Raw genomic sequence first — 18791 nt, 5'->3', positions numbered from 1 at the left:
CCATCATCCTTCCCAAGGCCGATCTTGGGCGCCGTCGAACCGGGGAAGGTTGAATCTGTCGTCGCTGGCGACTGCCGCGCGCTTCTCCGTTGAAAGACCCGCCGCAAAGCCGCATTGAGGCATCAGGCGCCGGACGTGATCGTCATGGCCGCCATGGGGGTAGGCATAGGCGAGCGAGCCCGATCGGACATAGGCCGGAACCAGGCATTCGAGCAGTTGGCGGGCCCCGTTGATCTCGGCAAGACGCTCTTCCTCGGACAACTGGCACAGGTTCTTCGAGTCGGTTCCATGCCCCCCAAGATCCATTCCACACGCTGCTAGCGCACCGACTTGGGCCGGAGAGAGGTAGAGATCGGCGGCGAAGGCTTTTTCATCGGCGGTCACCTTCTCGGCGAACAAAGTATTGACGATACGATGGAGTATGGAGGCGTCGAGGCCGCCCCGGAGCAGGCGGGTCACGAACACCTGTTCCGGCGACCAATGATTGTCGGTCACCAATGAGCGCGAATAGCTGCGCCACAGATCGTCGAAACTCGGGATTTCAGCGTTCTCCTCGCGAAGGCCCGCAAGCATCTCGGCAATATCGGCGATGAGACGGTCGAGGGCAGCCGTCGCCGCCAAGATGAACTGGATCTTGTGGGCGTGCATCACTTGGCCGTCCATGATTGATCGCGCCGCGACGAAAAAACATCCGCGCATCTTGCGCGCGGTCAGTATTGGCAGTACGGCGTCCGCATGGTCTCGCAGGCCGTCATCGAAGGTCAGGACCGCCGCATTGGCTGGAAGATCGGCCTCGTCGGAAAGCCCGGCCAACGCCCTCCGCAGCGATATGACGTGGTAGCGCTTTCCGATCAGTTCGAGGTCGGCGTCGAATTTGGCCGGACTGACGAACGAGCGTTGACGGTAGCGATCCGGCCAGCGACTTTGGGCCGGATCTCGGACGTCGTGATACATGAAGATGGTGACTGACTGATCGGCCCCGGCCAAAGACTATCTCTCTTTACGACGTTCCCGGCACCTCCCTCATCGGCCGACTTCGAAAAACTTATACTTCCGTCGGCCGGGGAGGTTGGCGGATTGGTGCCGCTGCGCATATGGGCAAGCACTGTAAAAGCCCCATCGCGCCCAGATTCCTATCCCCCGGCAACCCCGATCTAGCGGGCGGGGTTGTCGGGGATAGGCTACTGTTAAATTATAGATTCCTGGAGACAAGCAAGCATTTTATCCCATCGGCTCCCTTGAGCTGAGCCAAGGCCCATAGTCCCGAAGGTGGCCGAATGGAGATCGTCGTCAGCGCCTTCTCGTGACCATTGTATCCTCCGACCTCTCCCTCTGGACCGGCGGCCTCCGTCACCCAGCAGACTGCGGCGCGATGAAGCTCGAGCAGCGGGACACCACTGTCCAGGCGGAGCCAAGCGCGCCCCCCTCAGTGACAAAGCGGCGGGGGTTAATGAGGCGGGATTGATGCCCCAGCGCCTGCGCTCCGACGTCGAAGAGCCGCAGGAGATGACGCTGCCCCCGTCCGACCATGACTGCCTTGTTGGTGCCATAGCGACGTAAATCAGCGGCGCAGTCCGCCAGTGACTTCTCATAGGCCACCCACGAGTCCCCGTGTCCCCGACGCAGATTTTCGACGGCGTGGACGTCGGCTTCCCATTGGACGAAGGCTTTGCCCAAACCCTGCTTTTCCAGGAAAGCACCCATCTGGCGTTGGCGGGACTCGGTGACATCCCACTTCACCCGTGTTCGCGCCAGCAGATCCTGATTGTCATGTTCCGCCACCGCGGCACGGAGGAGTGTCTCTAGGTGAACCATACGGGCAACCGCAACAACAGCCTATCAGGGAGCATTGCGTGAAATCACCCAAGACCGACCCAAGCCGACAACCGAGTCTCCTGGACCTCATCGCCAACGGACGCTTGGACAACAACCAACCCGCCCAGGACGCCTTGAAGGGAATCCTGAGCACGAGGACGCCCGAACGCCGATGGCGCGGGCAGAGCATCGTCCCGCCAGGGAGTCTCCTGGATGCTGTGGTCACCACCTTCGAGCGGACCACCGAGAACATTCACACCGGCTTGATCATCATCGTGCCCGGCGGAATTCCCACCGAACTCCAACTCCGCCTATTCGCCAATGCGCTCGACGCCATTGAGCCCATGGCTGATCTGGTCAACCGGATTGTCGAAGCGTATTCGGATGGGACGGTAGAGCTTCGCGATTGGCCTTGATGGGAACGACGGTCCCATCCGCAGCCTTTAATCCAAAGCTCCGCCGTGCTATGTCCCCCCTGCCCGTCACGCAGAGGAGGCTAGGCCGTCATGATCCCCCGCTATTCCCGTCCGGAAATGACCAAGATCTGGGAGCCGGAAAACCGCTTCCGCATCTGGTTCGAGATCGAGGCCCATGCCTGCGACGCCCTGGCCGAGATCGGGGTGATCCCCAAGGACTCCGCCAAGATCATCTGGGCCAAGGGCGACATTCCCTATACCCCTGAGCGTTCGGCCCGCATCGACGAGATCGAGGCGGTGACCAAGCATGACGTCATCGCCTTCCTGACCGAACTGGCCGAGCATATCGGCCCCGAATCCCGCTTCGTCCACCAGGGCATGACGTCGTCGGACGTGCTCGATACCTGCCTCGCGGTGCAGCTGACCCAGGCCGCCGACATCCTGCTGGCCGATATGGACCGGCTGCTGGCGGCATTGGAAAAGCGCGCCTTCGAATACAAGGATCTGCCCTGCATGGGCCGCTCGCACGGCATCCACGCCGAGCCGGTGACCATGGGCCTGAAATTCGCCACTTTCCACGCCGAGTTCCAGCGCAACCGCCGCCGCCTGAAATCGGCCCGCGAGGACATCGCCACCTGCGCCATTTCCGGCGCGGTGGGCACCTTCGCCAATATCGATCCCCGGGTGGAAGAGCATGTGGCCGCCAAGCTGGGCCTCAAGCCCGAGCCGGTCTCCACCCAGGTGATCCCGCGCGACCGCCATGCCCAGTTCTTCGCCACCCTGGGCGTCATCGCCAGCTCCATCGAGCATGTGGCCATCGAGATCCGCCATCTGCAGCGCACCGAGGTGCGTGAAGCCGAGGAATACTTCTCGCCCGGCCAGAAGGGCAGCTCGGCCATGCCGCACAAGCGCAACCCGGTGCTGACCGAGAACCTGACCGGTCTCGCCCGGCTGGTGCGCGGCATGGTGGTTCCCGCCCTGGAGAACGTGGCCCTGTGGCACGAGCGCGACATCTCGCATTCCTCGGTGGAGCGCATGATCGGCCCCGACGCCACCGTCACCCTGGACTTCGCCCTGAACCGGCTGTCCGGCGTCATCGAGAAGCTGGTGGTTTATCCCGACGCGGTGGAACGCAACCTCAACCAGCTGGGCGGGCTGGTGTTCTCGCAGCGCGTCCTGCTGGGCCTGACCCAGGCGGGCATGAGCCGGGAAGACAGCTACAAGGCGGTGCAGCGCAACGCCATGCGGGTGTGGCAGGAAGGCGCCAACTTCCTCGACCTGCTGAAAGCCGATACCGAAGTCGTCGCCCTGATCCCCGCCAAGGCGCTGGAGGAGCTGTTCGATCTCGGCTACCACACCAAGCATGTGGACACCATCTTCAAGCGCGTCTTCGGAAGGGCCTAGACATGGATGACGAAACCAAGGACAGCAACGGCGCCGTACTGGCCGACGGAGATTCGGTACAGCTCATTCGCGACCTCAAGGTCAAGAACTCCTCGCTGAACCTCAAGCGCGGCAGCACCATGAAGAACATCCGCCTGACCGGCAATCCCGAGGAGATCGAGGTCAAGGACGGCAAATCGACCCTGGTGCTGAAGACCTGCTATCTGAAGAAGGCTTAGATATTTCGCGTCACCCCCGGGCTTGTCCCGGGGGCCCACGCCGTCACGCCAGAACGTCGTAGAGGTCGTCCCAATTCGGATTCGCATCCAAAATGATGCGAACTTTCCAGGCGCGCGGCCAATGCTTCAGATTCTTTTCCCTCTGAATGGCGAGACGGATGTCCTCGTAACGCTCCACATGCACCAAGCGCTTCAGTCCGTGGCGCTTGGTGAAGCCGTCGGCGACGCCTTCACGATGTTCCCATATGCGACGAACAAGATCGCTGGTCACGCCGACATACAGCGTTCCATTCGGTCGATTGGTTAGAATGTAGACCCACCCACCTTGCATGCGATAGTTTTAGTCAACTCCGCGGCGCGACGAAACACTTCTTGTATCTCGTCATGCCCGCACTTGTTGCGGGCATCCACGCCCATCCGTCCGGCGAAGTCCTTGTTGATCCGCGTGGATGGCCGGGACAAGCCCGGCCATGACGGGGAAATGTTTACTCCACCTCGGGAAACACCGCCCATTTGGGCTTCATGGCGTCCAGGGTGGCGGCGCCGCTGGTCAGGCCAATGCCGCCCGAGGCCTTGAACTGCTCCAGCCGCACCAGGGCGAGGCCGACGCGGCCGCAACTGGAGCGCATCTCGCCCGCCTCGGCGTCGCCCAGGCGGATTTCGGCGCCCACCGCCGGGACCGGGCCGTTGATCTCCACCGGCATCAGCCGCTTCTTGATCAGGCCGCGATACTTGGTGCGCGCCGTCAGTTCCTGCCCCATATAGCAGCCCTTCTGGAAATCGACGCCGTTCAGCTCGTCGAAGCCGTTTTCCAGCAGGATGCCCTTGTCCACTTCCAGGTCACGCGATCCGTCGGGCAGGCCGAGGCGGATGCGGGCCTCGTCCCAAGCCTCGAACGTACCCGGCGCGAAGTCGTTGGCTTCCAGCACGCGGGGGCCGCCGTCCAGCGACAGCAGGGCCCGCAGGCCCACCTCGGGGTGACGGGGATCGACGAAGGCGACGCCGCCCGCGAATTCCTCGGCGGAACCGGCCTCCTTGCCGACTCCAAGCGCATCGGCGGCGCCCTCGCCCATCACGGCGAAGACGCCGGTATTGGAGGCGAGCGCGACGGTGACCTGGGCGCGCAGCTTGTACATGGAGAGCTTCTTGCGAAGATCCTCGGCGCGGGCGGCCTCCACGTCCAGCAGGAAGACATTGCCCAATTCCACCACGAACATGTCGAACAGGAACTTGCCCTGGGGCGTCAGCAACGCGGCATAAACCGCCTTGTCGGGGGCCACCTTGTTCATGTCGTTGGACACCAGCCCCTGCAGGAAGGAGCGGCGGTCCTCGCCCCCCACCTCGATGACGGCGCGGTGATCGAGACGCACAAACACCTTATCGGCCATGACGCTGTTCTCCTGAACTCGTTCCAAGGAAAAAGTGAGGCATCGCGGCCGGGATGACAAGGCAACAATGCCGCCTTATAACGGTTGCATCATGCATATCACCCTTGTGGACGATTCCATTGCCTTCGACGGTTACAGCGCTTCCAGCCGCCCGCTGGGAGGAGCCGAGAAGGCCTTTGCCGCCCTGCCCGGCGCCCTGGCCCGGCGCGGCCACACCGTCCAGGCGTTCAACCGCTGCCGCTGGGGCATGTATGTGGAAGGCGCCCAGTGGGATGTGTTCGACGCCAAGAAGCCGCTGCGCACCGATGTGCTGATCGCGTTCAGGAAGCCGTCGCTGCTGGAATTCATCCGCCAGGCCGACCGGCGCGTCCTGTGGTTCACCGGCCCCGGCCGCCTGCTGGAACGCGCCGCCACCCGCGAGATGCTGGCCAGCCACAAGCCGTTCCTGCTGCTGACGGCGGAAGCCCAGGCCCGCGACTTCCAGGCCCGGGGATTGCGGGCCGGATTGCTGCCCGCCGCCGTCCGCTCCGATTTCCTGGCGGGCGAGCCGCGCCCCAAGACGCCGCCCCGCGCCATCGTCACCACCCATCCCGCCCATGGCATGGACTGGCTGCTGGACCTTTGGATCAGCCGCATCCGCCCCAAATCGCCCGAGGCGGAGCTGCACCTCTTCTCCAACACCCTGGCCGCCGCCGACGAGGGTGGCGAAGTGGAGGAGAACTTGAAGCCGCTGGTGGCCAAGGCCATCGCCGCCAAGGAACACGGAATCGTCATCAACCGGCCCCAGGGCGATTTCCTGATGGCGGTGGCCTATCAGGAATCCTGCGTCCATCTGTTTCCCGGCCATGCCGACGACATGGGCTGCTTCACCCTGATGGAAAGCCAGGCCAGCGGCTGCCCCGCCGTGATCCGCCCGCTGGGCGCGGCGGCCGAGCGCATCACCGACGGCGTCACCGGCTATGTCGCCCCCGACGACGACGCCTTCGCCAATCTGGCCGTCATGCTGCTCAATGACGAAGCGGTGCGCGCCACCATGGGCACGGAAGCCAAGGCGCTTTCCAAGGACCGCACCTGGGAGAACGCCGCGGCGACCCTGGAAGGCTGGCTGAAGTGAGGCTCCTTCAGGCCATGGCCGGCGCCCCCCATGGCGGGGCGGAAGCGTTCTTCGAGCGTCTGGCCCCCGCCCTGGTCCGCGCCGGGGTGGAGCAGCGGGTGGCGATCCGCGCCAACGAAAAGCGGGCCGCGCTGCTGCGTTCGGGCGGCGTCGAGGTGGTGGAGATGCCGTTCGGCGGCGCCTTCGATCTGGTCACCCGCTGGCGCATGGCCGCCGAGATCAAGCGGTTCCAGCCCGATATCGTGCTCAGCTGGATGAACCGCGCCAGCAAGTTCATCCCCAAGGGCCGCCATGTCCAGGTCGGCCGCCTGGGCGGCTATTACGACCTCAAATACTACCGCAATTGCGACCATCTGATCGGCAACACCCCCGATATCCGCGATTGGATCGTCAAGCAGGGCTGGCCCACTGATCGCGCCCATTACGTTCCCAATTTCGTCCCCGATGCCAAGGCCGCCCCGGTGTCGCGGGCCACGCTGGACACGCCGCCCGGCGCGCCGCTGATCGTCGCCATGGGACGGCTGCACGCCAACAAGGGCTTCGACGTCCTGCTGGCCGCCCTGGAACAGCTTCACGACGCCTATCTGTGGATCGCAGGCGAAGGCCCGCTGCGCCAGGAATTGGAAGAGCTGGCCGCCCATCTTGCGGTCAAGCCCCGCGTCCGCTTCCTGGGCTGGCGCGACGACGTGGCGGCGCTGTATGCCAGCGGCGACCTGTTCGTCTGTCCGTCGCGCCACGAGCCGCTGGGCAATGTGGTGATCGAGGCCTGGGCCGCCGCCAAGCCGGTGATCGCCTGCGCCTCTCAGGGACCGCGTCAGTTGATCGCCGATGGCGTCGACGGAATTCTCACCCCCATCGACGATGACAAGGCGTTGGCAGAGGCCATCCGCCGCCTGCTCTCCGATCCAGCGGCGGCGAAATCCCTGGCCCAGGCCGGGCGCAAGGCGTTCGAGCGCCAATTCACCGAGGCGGCCGTGGTCGCGCGTTACCTCGAATTCTTCGACAGGGTGAAACGATGAATACCCGGTCTGTCATCCCGAGCGACAGAGCACGGCTGCCCGGTTTAACAGCCTGCGGAAAAACCCCGTCATTCCCGCGAAAGCGGGAATCCATGCATCAGGCACTCAATATCTTGTGGCTAAAGCCCAGCCTTGCATCAACATGGACCCCCGCCTGCGCGGGGGTGACGATAAATGGGGGCGGGAAGGAGCTTTTCCGCACCCTGCTAAATCGGCCGGATTTCCGCAAGCGCCTGGGGCTCCTTGCATCTCAGCACATCGCCTTCGTCGTGGGACTCGAAAATCGATTCACCACCAAGGCACCAAGAGGGCGGAGCAATGGTTCAGGTCTCACTCTGTCGTCATGGCCGGGCATGCCCCGGCCATCCACGCGGCTCCGCTCGAAAGCCCTATGCAAGGCTAGTCCAGACGGATGGGCGTGGATGCCCGTGACGAGCACGGGCATGACGGAAGGCAAAAAACCGCGTCGCCCTCTTGGTGCCTTGGTGGTGAATCGGCGGCACTGGCCACGGGGCCGTTGGTTGGGAATTAGGGCGGATAGCCGTGCGCTCGGGATGACACGAAGGGTGAAACGCTGATGTGCGGCATCGCCGGGCTGATGAACGCGAGCGGAGCCCCCGACGAGCGGGTGCTGGACAAGCTTGCCGATTCCCTGGCCCATCGCGGCCCAGACGGGCGCGGCCGCCATGTGAACGGCACCGTGGGGCTGGTGCAGAACCGGCTGTCCATCATCGACCTGGAAGGCGGCAAGCAGCCCATTCTCGATGCCGAGGGCCGCGCCATCGTCGCCAATGGCGAGGTCTACAACTACCTGGAACTCAAGTCGGACATGCCGGGCCAGAGCTTCGCCACCGGGTCCGACTGCGAGCCGCCGCTGCATCTCTACGCCCATCAGGGTTTGGGCTTCGCCCGATCCTTACGCGGCATGTATGCCATGGCCATTCACGACCCGGCCAAGCAAAGGCTGGTGCTGGCCCGCGATCCCTTCGGCATCAAGCCGCTTTATCTGTCCGAGGATGAGTCGGGAATCGCCTTCGCCTCCGAGCCGCAGGCGCTGGTGGCGGCGGGCCGGATCAAGCCGGAGGTGGACGCCAAGGCGCGCGCCGAGCTGTTGCAGATGCAGTTCACCACCGGCCTTGCCACCATCTTCAAGGGCGTCCGCCGCCTTGCTCCCGGCGAGACCGCCGTGGTGGAAGGCGGCCGCGTCACCGACAGCCGCATCCTGCCCGCCCTGCCCGCAGGCGGCCCCGCCCCGGAAGACCTCGGCCGCCTGCTGGACGAATTGGACGAGGTTTTGACCGAATCGGTGGACCTGCACCAGCGCTCGGACGTGCCCTATGGCATGTTCCTGTCGGGCGGCATCGATTCTTCGGTGGTGCTGGCCCTGATGGCGCGGCTCAACCCGAAGGGCATCCTGGCCTTCACCGCCGGATTTCCCGGAACCAGGGCCCATGACGAGCGCGAACATGCCCGCGAACTGGCACGCATCACAGGCGCTCGTCATGTGGAAGTGGAATTCGGCGAGGCGGATTTCTGGTCCCTGCTGCCCCAGGTGGCGGCCGCCATGGACGATCCCGCCGCCGATTACGCCGTGCTGCCCACTTTCAAATTGGCCGCCGAGGCGCGCAAGCAGGTCAAGGTCATCCTGTCGGGCGAGGGCGGCGACGAATTGTTCGCCGGTTACGGCCGCTATCGCCACGCCATCCGCCCCTGGCCCTTCGCCAAGCCCATGCGCCGCAGCGGCACCTTCGACGGGCTGGATGTCCTGCGCGAGGGGATCACCACGGGCTGGCGCGACGGCATCGCCAAGGCCGAACGGCAAGAGGCGGCCAGCGGCCATTCCAAATTGCAGCAAGCCCAGGCGGTGGATTGCGCCGATTGGCTGCCCAACGACCTGTTGACCAAGGCCGACCGCTGCCTGATGGCCAATGGGATCGAGGGTCGGGTGCCGTTCCTCGATCCGGTGGTGGCAAGCTTCGCCTTCCGCCTTCCCGATCATCTGAAAGTGCGTAAGGGGCTGGGCAAATGGCTGCTGCGCAAATGGCTGGAAACCGCCCTTCCGGCGGCGCGTCCCTTCGACAAGAAGCGCGGCTTCACCGTCCCGGTGGGTGAATGGATCGCCAAATCACCCCATATGGGTGATTTGGTCGCCCGGCAGGCGGGCATTCGGGAGATTTGCCGCCCCGGTCAGGTGGAGGCGCTGTTTCGCGACGGGTCCAAGGAAACCGGCTTCGCCTGCTGGACACTGCTGTTCTACGCTCTGTGGCATCGTCGGCATGTCCTTGGCATCATTCCGCGAGGCGACGTCTTCTCCGAGTTGGAGAATGAGGTATAATCCCAAGCGTTCTACTGGAGTTTCTCCATGGCCCAATCCTTTGACCTGATTCTGCGCAACGGCACCGTGGTCACTCCCAACGGCACCGAACGGGCCGATATCGGCGTGCGGAACGGTCGCATCGCGGCCCTCGGCACGCTCGGGCAGGCCGCGACGGCGGCCGAGGAGATCGACCTCCGCGGCCTTACCGTTCTGCCCGGCGTCATCGACACCCAGGTGCATTTCCGCGAGCCCGGGCTAGAACACAAGGAAGACCTCGCCACCGGCACCGCCGGAGCCGCCCAGGGCGGGGTGGTGGCCATCTTCGAGATGCCAAACACCAAGCCGTCCACCACCACCGCCGAGGCCATCAACGACAAGCTGGCCCGCGCCAAGGGCCGCGCCTGGGTGGATCACGCCTTCTTCATCGGCGCGGCGGCCGACAACGTCGCCCATCTGGCCCAGTGGGAACGGCTGCCCGGCTGCGCTGGCATCAAGGTCTTCATGGGATCTTCCACCGGCTCGCTGCTGGTGGCCGACGACGAGACCCTGGCCGCCGTGCTGGCCCAAGGGTCGCGGCGCGTCGCCGTCCATTGCGAGGACGAGGGCCGCCTCGCCGAGCGCAAGCATCTGGCCGACGAAGGCGCCCATCCCCGCGTCCATCACCAATGGCGCGACGAGCAGACCGCCTTGCTGGCCAGCCAGCGCCTGATCGCCCTGGCGGAGAAAGCCCACCGCCGGGTGCATGTCCTGCATGTGACCACCGCCGAGGAAATGGAGTTCCTGGCCGCGCACAAGGACATGGCCACGGTGGAGACCACGCCGCAGCACCTGACCCTGGCGGCGCCGGATTGCTACGAGCGTCTCGGCACCCTGGCCCAGATGAATCCGCCCATCCGTGGCACCCGCCACCGCGACGCCCTGTGGGCCGCCATCGCCAACGGCGTGGTGGACGTGCTGGGCTCGGACCATGCACCCCATACCCGCGAGGAAAAGGAAAAGCCCTATCCGCAAAGCCCGTCGGGCATGACCGGCGTCCAGACCCTGGTGCCCATCATGCTCGACCATGTCAATCATGGCCGCCTCAGCCTTGAACGCCTGGTCGACCTGACCAGCGCCGGTCCCGCCCGCATCTACGGCATCGCCGGCAAGGGCCGCATCGCGCTCGGCTACGACGCCGACTTCACGGTCGTCGACATGCGCGCCGAACGAACCATCACCAACGACTGGATCGAAAGCCGGTGCGGCTGGACGCCGTTCGACGGCAAGACGGTCACCGGCTGGCCCATGGCAACCATCATTCGCGGTCGCACCGTCATGCGCGAGGGTCAATTGTTGAGCACCCCGGCGGGCGAGCCGGTACGCTTCCACGAAAGCACCTGACGTGTCGCGACGTCCCGCCAACCGTCGACTTCTGCTGGGACTGCTGGGAACGCTGCTGCTGGCGCTGTGGGCTTTCGTCGGATACTGGTCGTGGTCCCAGCACCAAAAGGTGCTGGCGTCCGGCGAAGCCATGCTGGAACAATTGACCAGCGCGGTGGAGGAACAGACCCTGCGCCTGTTCAAGCAGGCCGAGACCTCGCTGGTGGTCACCCGCCATTGGATCGCCGAGCATCCGGACCAGGATCCCGGCACCGCGCCGAGCTACATGTCACTGGCCGACAGCTTGCGGGCAATATCGGAAGGCATGCTGGACATTCGGCTGGTCAGCAAGGACGGCGGCCTGTTCTATGTCCCCAAGCGAGGGCCGAAGCCCATGGCCGATGTCTCTGACCGCGATTACGTCAAGGCGCAATCCGACCCGCGCCATCGCGGTCTTTACATCGGCAACCCCGTCGTCAGCAGGGTGACGGGCAAATGGGGAATTCCGGTCTCGCTGCCCATCGATCAGGGGGGCGGCGATGTCGGGGTAATCTTCGTCGCCATGGAGCTCGACCGCATCGGCAAGACCTTCGAGGCGGAGCGCCCCAAGCCGAACGGCGCCATATCCATCATGCGCAGCGACGGAACCTTCCTGTTTCGCGTGCCCGCCGGTCCCAACATCATCGGCCAGAACATCGCCGGCACGCCGTCCTGGGACGAACAAATTTCGGTGGCGCCGCGCGGCACCTATTACTCGGACGGCTCGGCCGTCGGCACGGCGCCGAAGCTGGTTTCCTTCCTGCGGCTGCGCGATTACCCGTTGATCGTCACCGTCGCCTCGGAAGTGGACAGCCTTCTCGTTCCCTGGCGGCGCGAGAGCTATACCCTGATCGGCCTCGCCACCCTGGTGTCGATCGTGACGGCGGTGCTGGCCAGCGTCTTGCTGGGCGCCATGAAATCGGAAGAGGCCGCCCTGCGGGAAACCGAGATCGCCCACCGGGATTCGCAGTTGATCCTGTCTTCCGCCGGCGAGGGAATCTGCGGCATCGATTCCTCTGGCGCCATCAGCTTCATCAATCCGGCGGCGCGAAAGATGCTGGGGCTTTTGGGCGAGGATGTCGTCGGCCTCAATCTTCACGCCATCAGCCATCATTCCCATCCCGACGGACGTCAGTACGCCGAAGCCGACTGCCCCATCCTGCGAACGCTTTCGGACGGCGGCATCCGCGATATACACGGCGAGACGTTCTGGCATCGCAACGGCACGCCGCTCCCTGTCGACCTCGTGGTCACCGGCGTCGTCGAGGACGGCAAGGTGAGCGGCGGCGTCCTGGTCTTTCACGACATCGGAGAACGGATAAAGGCCGAGCGACGGCTGGAGGCCCAGGCGGCGGAGCTGGCCCGCTCCAATGCCGATCTCGAGCAATTCGCCTATGTGGCCAGTCATGATCTGCGCGAGCCGCTGCGCCAGGTGGCGAGCTATGTCTCGCTGCTGGAGCGCCGCTACGCCGCTCAGCTCGATCAGGATGGCCGCGACTTCATCATCTTTGCCCGCGACGGCGCCCTGCGCATGAACCAATTGATCATCGACTTGCTGGAATTTTCCCGCATCGGCCACCAGTCGAAGCCGCCCGAGCAGGTCACCTTGGCGAGGGTGGTGGATGACGCCTGCGCCAATCTGGCCAGCCACATCGAAGATACAGGGGCCAGAATCAGCCGCGACGACGAATTGCCGAGGATTAGAGGCAACCAGGGCGACCTGGTCCGCGTGTTCCAAAACCTGATCGGCAACGCGTTGAAATATCGCGACCCAGGTCGGGCGCCCGACATCTCCATAACGGCGCTTCGCGACGGCGCGGTCTGGGTCATCACCATCTCCGATAACGGCATCGGCTTCGAGGCGCAGTTCTACGACAAGATCTTCGGCATCTTCCAGCGCCTGCATACCCGCGACAAATTCGAAGGCACCGGCATCGGCCTGGCCATCTGCAAGAAGATCGTGGAAGGCATGGGGGGACGCATAAGGGTCGATTCCACCCCGGGCGAAGGCAGCCGGTTCAGCTTGGTGATTCCGGCCTGAGGGGCTTGATCTGCATCATGCCGGGAATCGCCGGGCCGGGTATAAGCTGCCGCAACGTCAAAGGGATGCCTCCATGCTGAACGACAGCGAAATCCAAGATGCCCTGCGCCAGGTCATCGACCCGGATATCGGCGTCAACATCGTCGATCTTGGTCTGGTGGAGCGTATTCAAATCGACGAAGCGTCCATCCAGGTGGATATGATCATGACCACCCCGGCCTGCCCCCAAAGCGCCTATCTCCAGGACGAGGTGGAACGGGTCGTCCGCGCCGCCGCCCAGGGGCCGATCCAGGTCATCGTCTCGGTGTTGGACTCGCCGTTCTGGGAACCGGCCCGCATGTCGGACTCGGCCAAGAAGATCATGGGCTGGCCCGGATGACGCCCACCACCCGCCGCCTGCCCCTGCTGCTCGCCGGAGCGGCCAGTCTCTTCGTCGGCATGGCGGCGGGCCTCGGCCGGTTGGGCTGGCCAGATCCTGGCATGACCATCATGGCGGTGCACGGCCCCCTGATGATTTGCGGCTTCTTCGGCACCGTCATCGGGCTGGAACGCGCCGTCGCCCTGGGCAAGACCTGGGGCTACGGCGCCCCCCTGGCGACCGCCTTGGGCGGCTTTTATCTCGTGGCCGGGCAGACTTCGACGGGCGGCCTGCTGCTTGGTCTCGGCAGCCTGATCTTCGTGCTGATGAGCCTTGCCGTGCTGCGCCGCCAGAAGGAAGACTTCACCGCCGTGCTTGGGCTCGGCGCGCTCAGTTGGCTTATGGGAAACATCGTCTGGCTGATACGGGGATCGCCGCTGGACGCGGTGCCGCTGTGGGCCGGGTTCCTGGTCCTGACCATCGCCGGAGAGCGCCTGGAGCTGTCCCGGTTCCTGCCGCCCTGGCGCTGGCGCCTGCCCTCCCTGGTGCCGGTGCTGGCCCTGTTGCTGGCCGGAGCCGGAGCGGCGGCGGCGGAACACCATCTGGCCTGGCCGCTGTTCGGATGCGGCCTCGTCGCGATGACCCTGTGGTGCCTGCGCAACGACGTCGCCCGGCGCACTATCCGTCAGCCCGGACTGACCCGCTATGTGGCCGTCTGCCTGCTGTCGGGCTATGCCTGGGCGGCCGTTTCGGGGCTGCTGATGCTGGGCCTGTCGCTGGACGAGGGCGGCGTGCGCGCCGATGCCGCCTTCCATTCCCTGTTCGTCGGATTCGTCTTTTCCATGGTGTTCGGCCATGCGCCGGTCATCCTGCCCGCCGTGCTGCGCGTCGCCGTGCCCTACAAATCCTATTTCTATGGACCGCTGGCGCTGCTGCACGCCTCGCTGGCCCTGCGCCTGGTGGGCGATCTGGCCGAACTCCACGAGATCCGCCAATGGGGCGGCCTCGCCAATGCCACCGCCATCATCGTCTTCATTCTGAGCATGCTGGTGACGGTCTTGCGGGCGAGACGCCCGCGCTCCTAGACGCATGGTGCTCTCGACGTGTTGGAGCGCGGGTGTCTCGCCCGCAGCACCGTCATTTCCTCGGCTTGGCCCGGGCGGTCGGCTCCGCCTGCATGGGATCGTCGGGCCACCAGTGCTTGGGATACTGGCCCTTGAGGTCGGCCTTGACCTGCCTGTAGGCATTGGCCCAGAAGCTGGCGAGGTCGCGGGTGACCTGCACCGGGCGCCGGGCGGGCGAGAGCAGATGCAGCAGCAGCGCCACCTGTCCCCGGTTGATGCGCGGCGTATCGGCGCAGCCGAACATTTCCTGAAGACGGACCGCCAGAACCGGCGTCTCGCCGCTATAGTCGATGGGAATACGCGAGCCCGAGGGGACTTCCACATGGGTGGGGGCAAGATCGTCGAGCCTGCGCTTCTGCTCCCAGCTTAGGCAGGCTCCCAAGGCCGCCGCCAAGTCCAGCCGCGCCAGATGCGAGCGGCGGACCACCCCGGACAGGAACGGAGCCAGCCAATTCCCGAGATCCTCGGCCAGGGCGGAATCGGAAAGGTCCGGCCAGTCGCCATCGGGCTCCTGTTCCCGCATGAACGCCACCCTTCGGCGCAGCTTTTCCAAATCCGGCGTCCACGGCAGGCAGCCCAGCCCCATGGCGCGGATGCCGTCCGCCATGGCGGCGGCCATGGCCGAGGGATCGGCATCCCTCAGGGGCTTGTCGTCCAGCACCAGCCCCCACAGCCGACGCTGCCTGCGGGCCAGCACCAGGTCTTCCCGACCATCCCATTGGCACAGAGTGACCGACTGAATCTGATCGGCGAAGTGCTCCTCGATCTCGCCGAGGCTCAACGGCGCCGCCAGGAAGACGCGGGCCTCGCGGCGGTCGCCGTCCAGCTCGGCCAGGGCCAGCCAGTCTTCCGCCGCCAGCGGCTCGTGATCGGCGAAGACGGCGCCGCGGCCATTGGCCATGGCGTAACGCAGCTCGCCGCCGGGCCGCCGCCGGGCGATGCGGTCGGGATAGGCGAAGGCCAGCAGAATCCCGGCATCTCGGCTGTCGCCCCTTTGCTCGTCGGATTTCAGCCCCAGTCGACGGCGCCAATCCTTGGCCGATTGGCGAACCCGCGACAGGGCGCCGCGATCCACGGAAAGACCATGTCGGGAATCCAAGCGTTCACCACTCCGCAAGGCCTCCAGGCGCAGCCGGATATCGCCGTCGCGAAATCCCCTGCCCGCCCGCAGGATGTCGCGCTCTTCCAGCAAGGCGGCCAGATCGCAGGCCAGCCCGCCCAAGCCGGTGTCCATGCCGCGCAGGATCATATGGGCGAGACGGGGATGCATGGGCAGCCGCGCCATGGCACGGCCGTGGCCGGTGATGCGACCGCACTCGTCCAGCGCTCCCAATTCCGTCAGCAATGCGCGGGCCTGACTGAGATGGGCGGCGGGCGGCGGGTCCAGCCAGGCCAGGCTGGCGGCGTCGGCGACACCCCACTGGGCCAGATCCAGCGCCAGCGGCGCCAGATCCGCCTCGGTGATTTCCGGGGCGCTCCACGGGCGCAGGGCGCGGTCCTCGGCCTCGGACCACAGGCGGTAGCAGATGCCCGGAGCCTGGCGCCCGGCGCGGCCGCGCCGCTGATCGGCCGAGGCTTTCGAGACCGCCAAGGTGGCAAGCCGGGTCATTCCCGAACCGGGATCGAAGCGCGGCACCCGCATCTGGCCGCCATCCACCACCACCCGCACCCCGTCGATGGTCAGCGAGGTCTCGGCGATGGCGGTGGCCAGCACCACCTTGCGCCGACCATCCTTGTCGGGCCGGATGGCTTGGTCCTGGGCATCCTGGCCGAGATCCCCGTAAAGCGGCGCGATGACCGCCGCGCGGGCGGCCGGATTCTCGGCCAGCAATCCGTCCACCCGGCGTATCTCCCCCGCGCCGGGCAGGAACACCAGCACGTCCCCATCATCCTCGCGCAGTGCCCGCGCCACCGCCGAAGCCACCTCGTCGGCGAAGCGCCGGGGCTCGGGCCGGGTCAGAAAGCGGGTCTCCACCGGAAAAGCGCGCCCCTCGCTGGTGATGACGGGAACGCCGCCCATCAGCGCCGCCACCGGCCCGCCGTCCAGGGTGGCCGACATCACCAGCAGGCGCAGATCCTCGCGCAGCGACTGCTGACTCTCCAGCGCCAGGGCAAGGCCGAGATCGGCATGCAGCGAGCGTTCGTGAAACTCATCGAAGATCACCAGTCCGACCCCCGGCAGCGAGGGGTCGTCTTGCAGCATGCGGACCAGGATACCCTCGGTCACCACCTCGATGCGGGTCGTCGGCCCCACCCGCGAGTCCAGCCGGATGCGCCAGCCCACCGTTTCCCCCGGCGCTTGCCCCAAGCTGGCGGCCATGCGCGCGGCTGCGGCGCGGGCGGCAAGGCGTCGGGGTTCCAGCATGACGATCTTGCGACCATCCAGCCAAGGCGCGTCCAGCAAGGCCAGGGGAACCCGCGTGGTCTTGCCCGCACCCGGCGGCGCCTGCAAAACCAGCCCCGCGGAACGCGCAAGCGCATCCCGAATCTGGGGGAGGATGGGATCGATGGGCAGTGCCGTCATGACGGAGCCTTTATACCCTTCGCATTTCTAGGGTCAAAAACCGATTGTGGCGAATGAGCCCGAGAGATAATGATGGTGTGACATTTTGTAAGAGTTTTGGCTTGAACATGCTTTTTTGGGTTATTCGCCAATGACTGTCCCGACCAAAGACGATGTGGATGTTGCCGCGGAAGGCATGATCGACGGCGCATACTGCAGTGCGGTAGAGGATTTCTTTTCCGTCGGCTCCCGCGATCTTATCGGTCGATTTCTTACCAACTTCATTGAATCATTGATTATCACCCCCACCGAGCTGGTTTTCTCGTCCAAATACCAGAAGCGGCTGAACGATGCCGGGCGGACCATGATGAACGCGGTCGACAAGATCGCAACCTTGCAGGCCAAGGCCAAGAACGAAAGCGCGGCCCAGCGTCTGAAGGACCTGAATACCCTGATCAGCGCCGCCATGAAGCGCATGTGGGACGAGGACAAGGAAAGGCCGGTCGCCTCCATGGCCGCCGATGGGTTTCCCGCCTTCCTCGACGGACTGAAAAGCTCCGGGGCCGAGCGCGACTATGCCATCCACCGCACCGTGGTGGAGCACCTGTCCCAGTTCAAGGTCTGGAAGGACAAGATCGCCGCTCTGCTCAAGTTGTATGACCTGACCAAGGGACGCGACGAAAGCCGTCTGATCGAATTCATCCTGTCCGAATGCGCCAAGAGCGACGCCGCCCTTGACCAGATGTTCGGCCCCTATGACAGTCTGGAAGAACGCTGCGGCGACCTCATCGCCTTGTGGAAGGGCGAATGGAAGGCGGGGCCTCGCGCCCATCCCGGCATGACCGCCATCAATGCCATGATCACGGCTGGCACCGCCCCCAACATCAAGGCGGCCATCGAGTATTCGCTGCTGCGCACCCTGGCCAACAAGGATCCCATCCGCTCGGCCGAGCCGGAGATCGAGGTTCAGGCGCTGTTCGATCTGTTCAAGCGGTTGTGGACCGGCTCGACCCTGATCGGCGGCACCAAGGCCATGGCCTCGGTGGAACGCCGCCAGGCGCGCTTTCTCAGCAAGGAAGGCATCACCGACCTGCTGCGCGAGCGCAAGGTGCTGGCCGACCGCTATGCCTTCTTGATGCAGATCAGCGCCATCTGCATCGGTCAAAGCAACCGCGCCACGGTCAAGACCTTCATCGCGCACTATTTCGGCGACAAGGACTTCGTGCCCCGCGTGATCGCGGGCCAGGAACCGCCGGTCCCGAAACTTCAGACCCTGACCGGCATTCACCGCGCCATCAAATCATCCTGGCTGCCCGACGGCGACAAGGCCCAGGCCATGGCCCAGGTGGAGATCGCCCAGGGGCAACTGCTGCGCAATTCCCGCCTGTTCGAGCAAGTGGAGAAGAAAGGCGGCGGCGCGGCGCAAAAGGTGCTGACCCTGCTGGACCTGTGCCGCAAGGGAACCTTCATCGACGGCAGCGTCATGGAAGAGGTCCGCAAGGTTTTGCAGACCTATCTGCGCGATCCCTCCTTCCTGTCCGACTACCTGATGGGAGCGACCGGCGAGGACAAGGAGCGCAAGATGAGCCTGCTGACCAAGACCCTGGGCTCCATCGGCATCGGCATTTAACCCTGCGGGCGGGACGCCCGCGCTCCCGTTCAAAACATCCTCGCCA

The 18791-nt window shown here is 65.2% G+C and carries 16 protein-coding genes; 11 read left to right on the top strand and 5 right to left on the bottom strand.

What is annotated here, in order from left to right; genetic code table 11:
- Nucleotides 1-3 precede the first annotated feature (3 nt).
- Together CU669_RS08950 and CU669_RS08945 are read right to left on the bottom strand one after the other, a co-directional pair.
- The gene (locus CU669_RS08950) at nucleotides 4-987 is read right to left on the bottom strand and encodes a polysaccharide deacetylase family protein (RefSeq protein WP_112143863.1); all 984 of its coding nucleotides are present in this window, start codon (nucleotides 985-987) and stop codon (nucleotides 4-6) included.
- 363 nt (nucleotides 988-1350) lie between these two features.
- Nucleotides 1351-1815 carry a hypothetical protein gene (locus CU669_RS08945; protein WP_112143861.1) on the bottom strand — a complete coding sequence of 155 codons (465 nt, stop codon included), beginning with the start codon at nucleotides 1813-1815 and terminating at the stop codon, nucleotides 1351-1353.
- Between the two features lie 38 nt (nucleotides 1816-1853).
- On the opposite strand from CU669_RS08945, the gene CU669_RS21565 reads away from it, so the two are divergent.
- The 3 genes from CU669_RS21565 (at nucleotide 1854) to CU669_RS08930 (ending at nucleotide 3853) form a co-directional block, all read left to right on the top strand.
- The gene (locus CU669_RS21565) at nucleotides 1854-2231 is read left to right on the top strand and encodes a hypothetical protein (protein WP_192884600.1); all 378 of its coding nucleotides are present in this window, start codon (nucleotides 1854-1856) and stop codon (nucleotides 2229-2231) included.
- A 90-nt stretch (nucleotides 2232-2321) separates the two neighbouring features.
- Nucleotides 2322-3635: an adenylosuccinate lyase gene (gene purB / locus CU669_RS08935; RefSeq protein ID WP_112143859.1), complete on the top strand. Its 1314-nt coding sequence runs from the start codon at nucleotides 2322-2324 to the stop codon at nucleotides 3633-3635.
- Between the two features lie 2 nt (nucleotides 3636-3637).
- Nucleotides 3638-3853 carry an alkylphosphonate utilization protein gene (locus CU669_RS08930; protein ID WP_112143857.1) on the top strand — a complete coding sequence of 72 codons (216 nt, stop codon included), beginning with the start codon at nucleotides 3638-3640 and terminating at the stop codon, nucleotides 3851-3853.
- Between the two features lie 43 nt (nucleotides 3854-3896).
- On the opposite strand, the gene CU669_RS08925 is transcribed toward CU669_RS08930, so the two are convergent.
- Together CU669_RS08925 and ygfZ are read right to left on the bottom strand one after the other, a co-directional pair.
- Nucleotides 3897-4184, bottom strand: coding sequence for a GIY-YIG nuclease family protein (locus CU669_RS08925; protein WP_112143855.1), 288 nt, complete (start codon nucleotides 4182-4184; stop codon nucleotides 3897-3899).
- Between the two features lie 154 nt (nucleotides 4185-4338).
- Complete coding sequence (gene ygfZ / locus CU669_RS08920; protein ID WP_112143852.1) at nucleotides 4339-5241, bottom strand: CAF17-like 4Fe-4S cluster assembly/insertion protein YgfZ; 903 nt, start codon at nucleotides 5239-5241, stop codon at nucleotides 4339-4341.
- Between the two features lie 91 nt (nucleotides 5242-5332).
- On the opposite strand from ygfZ, the gene CU669_RS08915 reads away from it, so the two are divergent.
- From CU669_RS08915 to CU669_RS08885, 7 genes are all read left to right on the top strand, one after another.
- Nucleotides 5333-6355 (top strand): glycosyltransferase, encoded by a 1023-nt coding sequence (locus CU669_RS08915; RefSeq protein WP_112144095.1) that lies wholly within the window; start codon nucleotides 5333-5335, stop codon nucleotides 6353-6355.
- The gene (locus CU669_RS08910) at nucleotides 6352-7374 is read left to right on the top strand and encodes a glycosyltransferase (RefSeq protein ID WP_456095307.1); all 1023 of its coding nucleotides are present in this window, start codon (nucleotides 6352-6354) and stop codon (nucleotides 7372-7374) included. The genes CU669_RS08915 and CU669_RS08910 overlap by 4 nt, the downstream gene beginning before the upstream one ends.
- A gap of 577 nt (nucleotides 7375-7951) precedes the next feature.
- On the top strand, nucleotides 7952-9709 hold the full coding sequence (gene asnB, locus CU669_RS08905; protein WP_112143848.1) for an asparagine synthase (glutamine-hydrolyzing): 1758 nt from the start codon (nucleotides 7952-7954) through the stop codon (nucleotides 9707-9709).
- A gap of 27 nt (nucleotides 9710-9736) precedes the next feature.
- A complete protein-coding gene (locus CU669_RS08900) occupies nucleotides 9737-11071 on the top strand; it encodes a dihydroorotase (RefSeq protein ID WP_112143846.1) in 1335 nt (444 codons plus the stop codon).
- Nucleotide 11072: 1 nt separating this feature from the next.
- Nucleotides 11073-13130, top strand: a complete 2058-nt coding sequence (locus CU669_RS08895) for an ATP-binding protein (protein WP_239988624.1) — start codon at nucleotides 11073-11075, stop codon at nucleotides 13128-13130.
- Between the two features lie 73 nt (nucleotides 13131-13203).
- Nucleotides 13204-13509: a metal-sulfur cluster assembly factor gene (locus CU669_RS08890; RefSeq protein WP_112143844.1), complete on the top strand. Its 306-nt coding sequence runs from the start codon at nucleotides 13204-13206 to the stop codon at nucleotides 13507-13509.
- Nucleotides 13506-14573, top strand: a complete 1068-nt coding sequence (locus CU669_RS08885) for a hypothetical protein (protein ID WP_112143842.1) — start codon at nucleotides 13506-13508, stop codon at nucleotides 14571-14573. The genes CU669_RS08890 and CU669_RS08885 overlap by 4 nt, the downstream gene beginning before the upstream one ends.
- Nucleotides 14574-14625: 52 nt before the next feature.
- Here the strand turns inward: CU669_RS08885 and hrpB are convergent, their stop codons facing one another.
- The gene (hrpB, locus tag CU669_RS08880) at nucleotides 14626-17136 is read right to left on the bottom strand and encodes an ATP-dependent helicase HrpB (RefSeq protein ID WP_112143840.1); all 2511 of its coding nucleotides are present in this window, start codon (nucleotides 17134-17136) and stop codon (nucleotides 14626-14628) included.
- Nucleotides 17137-17407: 271 nt separating this feature from the next.
- On the opposite strand from hrpB, the gene CU669_RS08875 reads away from it, so the two are divergent.
- Nucleotides 17408-18745 carry a hypothetical protein gene (locus tag CU669_RS08875; protein WP_239988623.1) on the top strand — a complete coding sequence of 446 codons (1338 nt, stop codon included), beginning with the start codon at nucleotides 17408-17410 and terminating at the stop codon, nucleotides 18743-18745.
- Nucleotides 18746-18791 lie beyond the last annotated feature (46 nt).

Origin of the sequence: Paramagnetospirillum kuznetsovii (assembly GCF_003284725.1) — a bacterium.
Classification (GTDB): domain Bacteria; phylum Pseudomonadota; class Alphaproteobacteria; order Rhodospirillales; family Magnetospirillaceae; genus Phaeospirillum; species Phaeospirillum kuznetsovii.
Note: the sequence above shows the minus strand (reverse complement) of the source record. Positions and strands in the feature narration are given on the sequence as shown.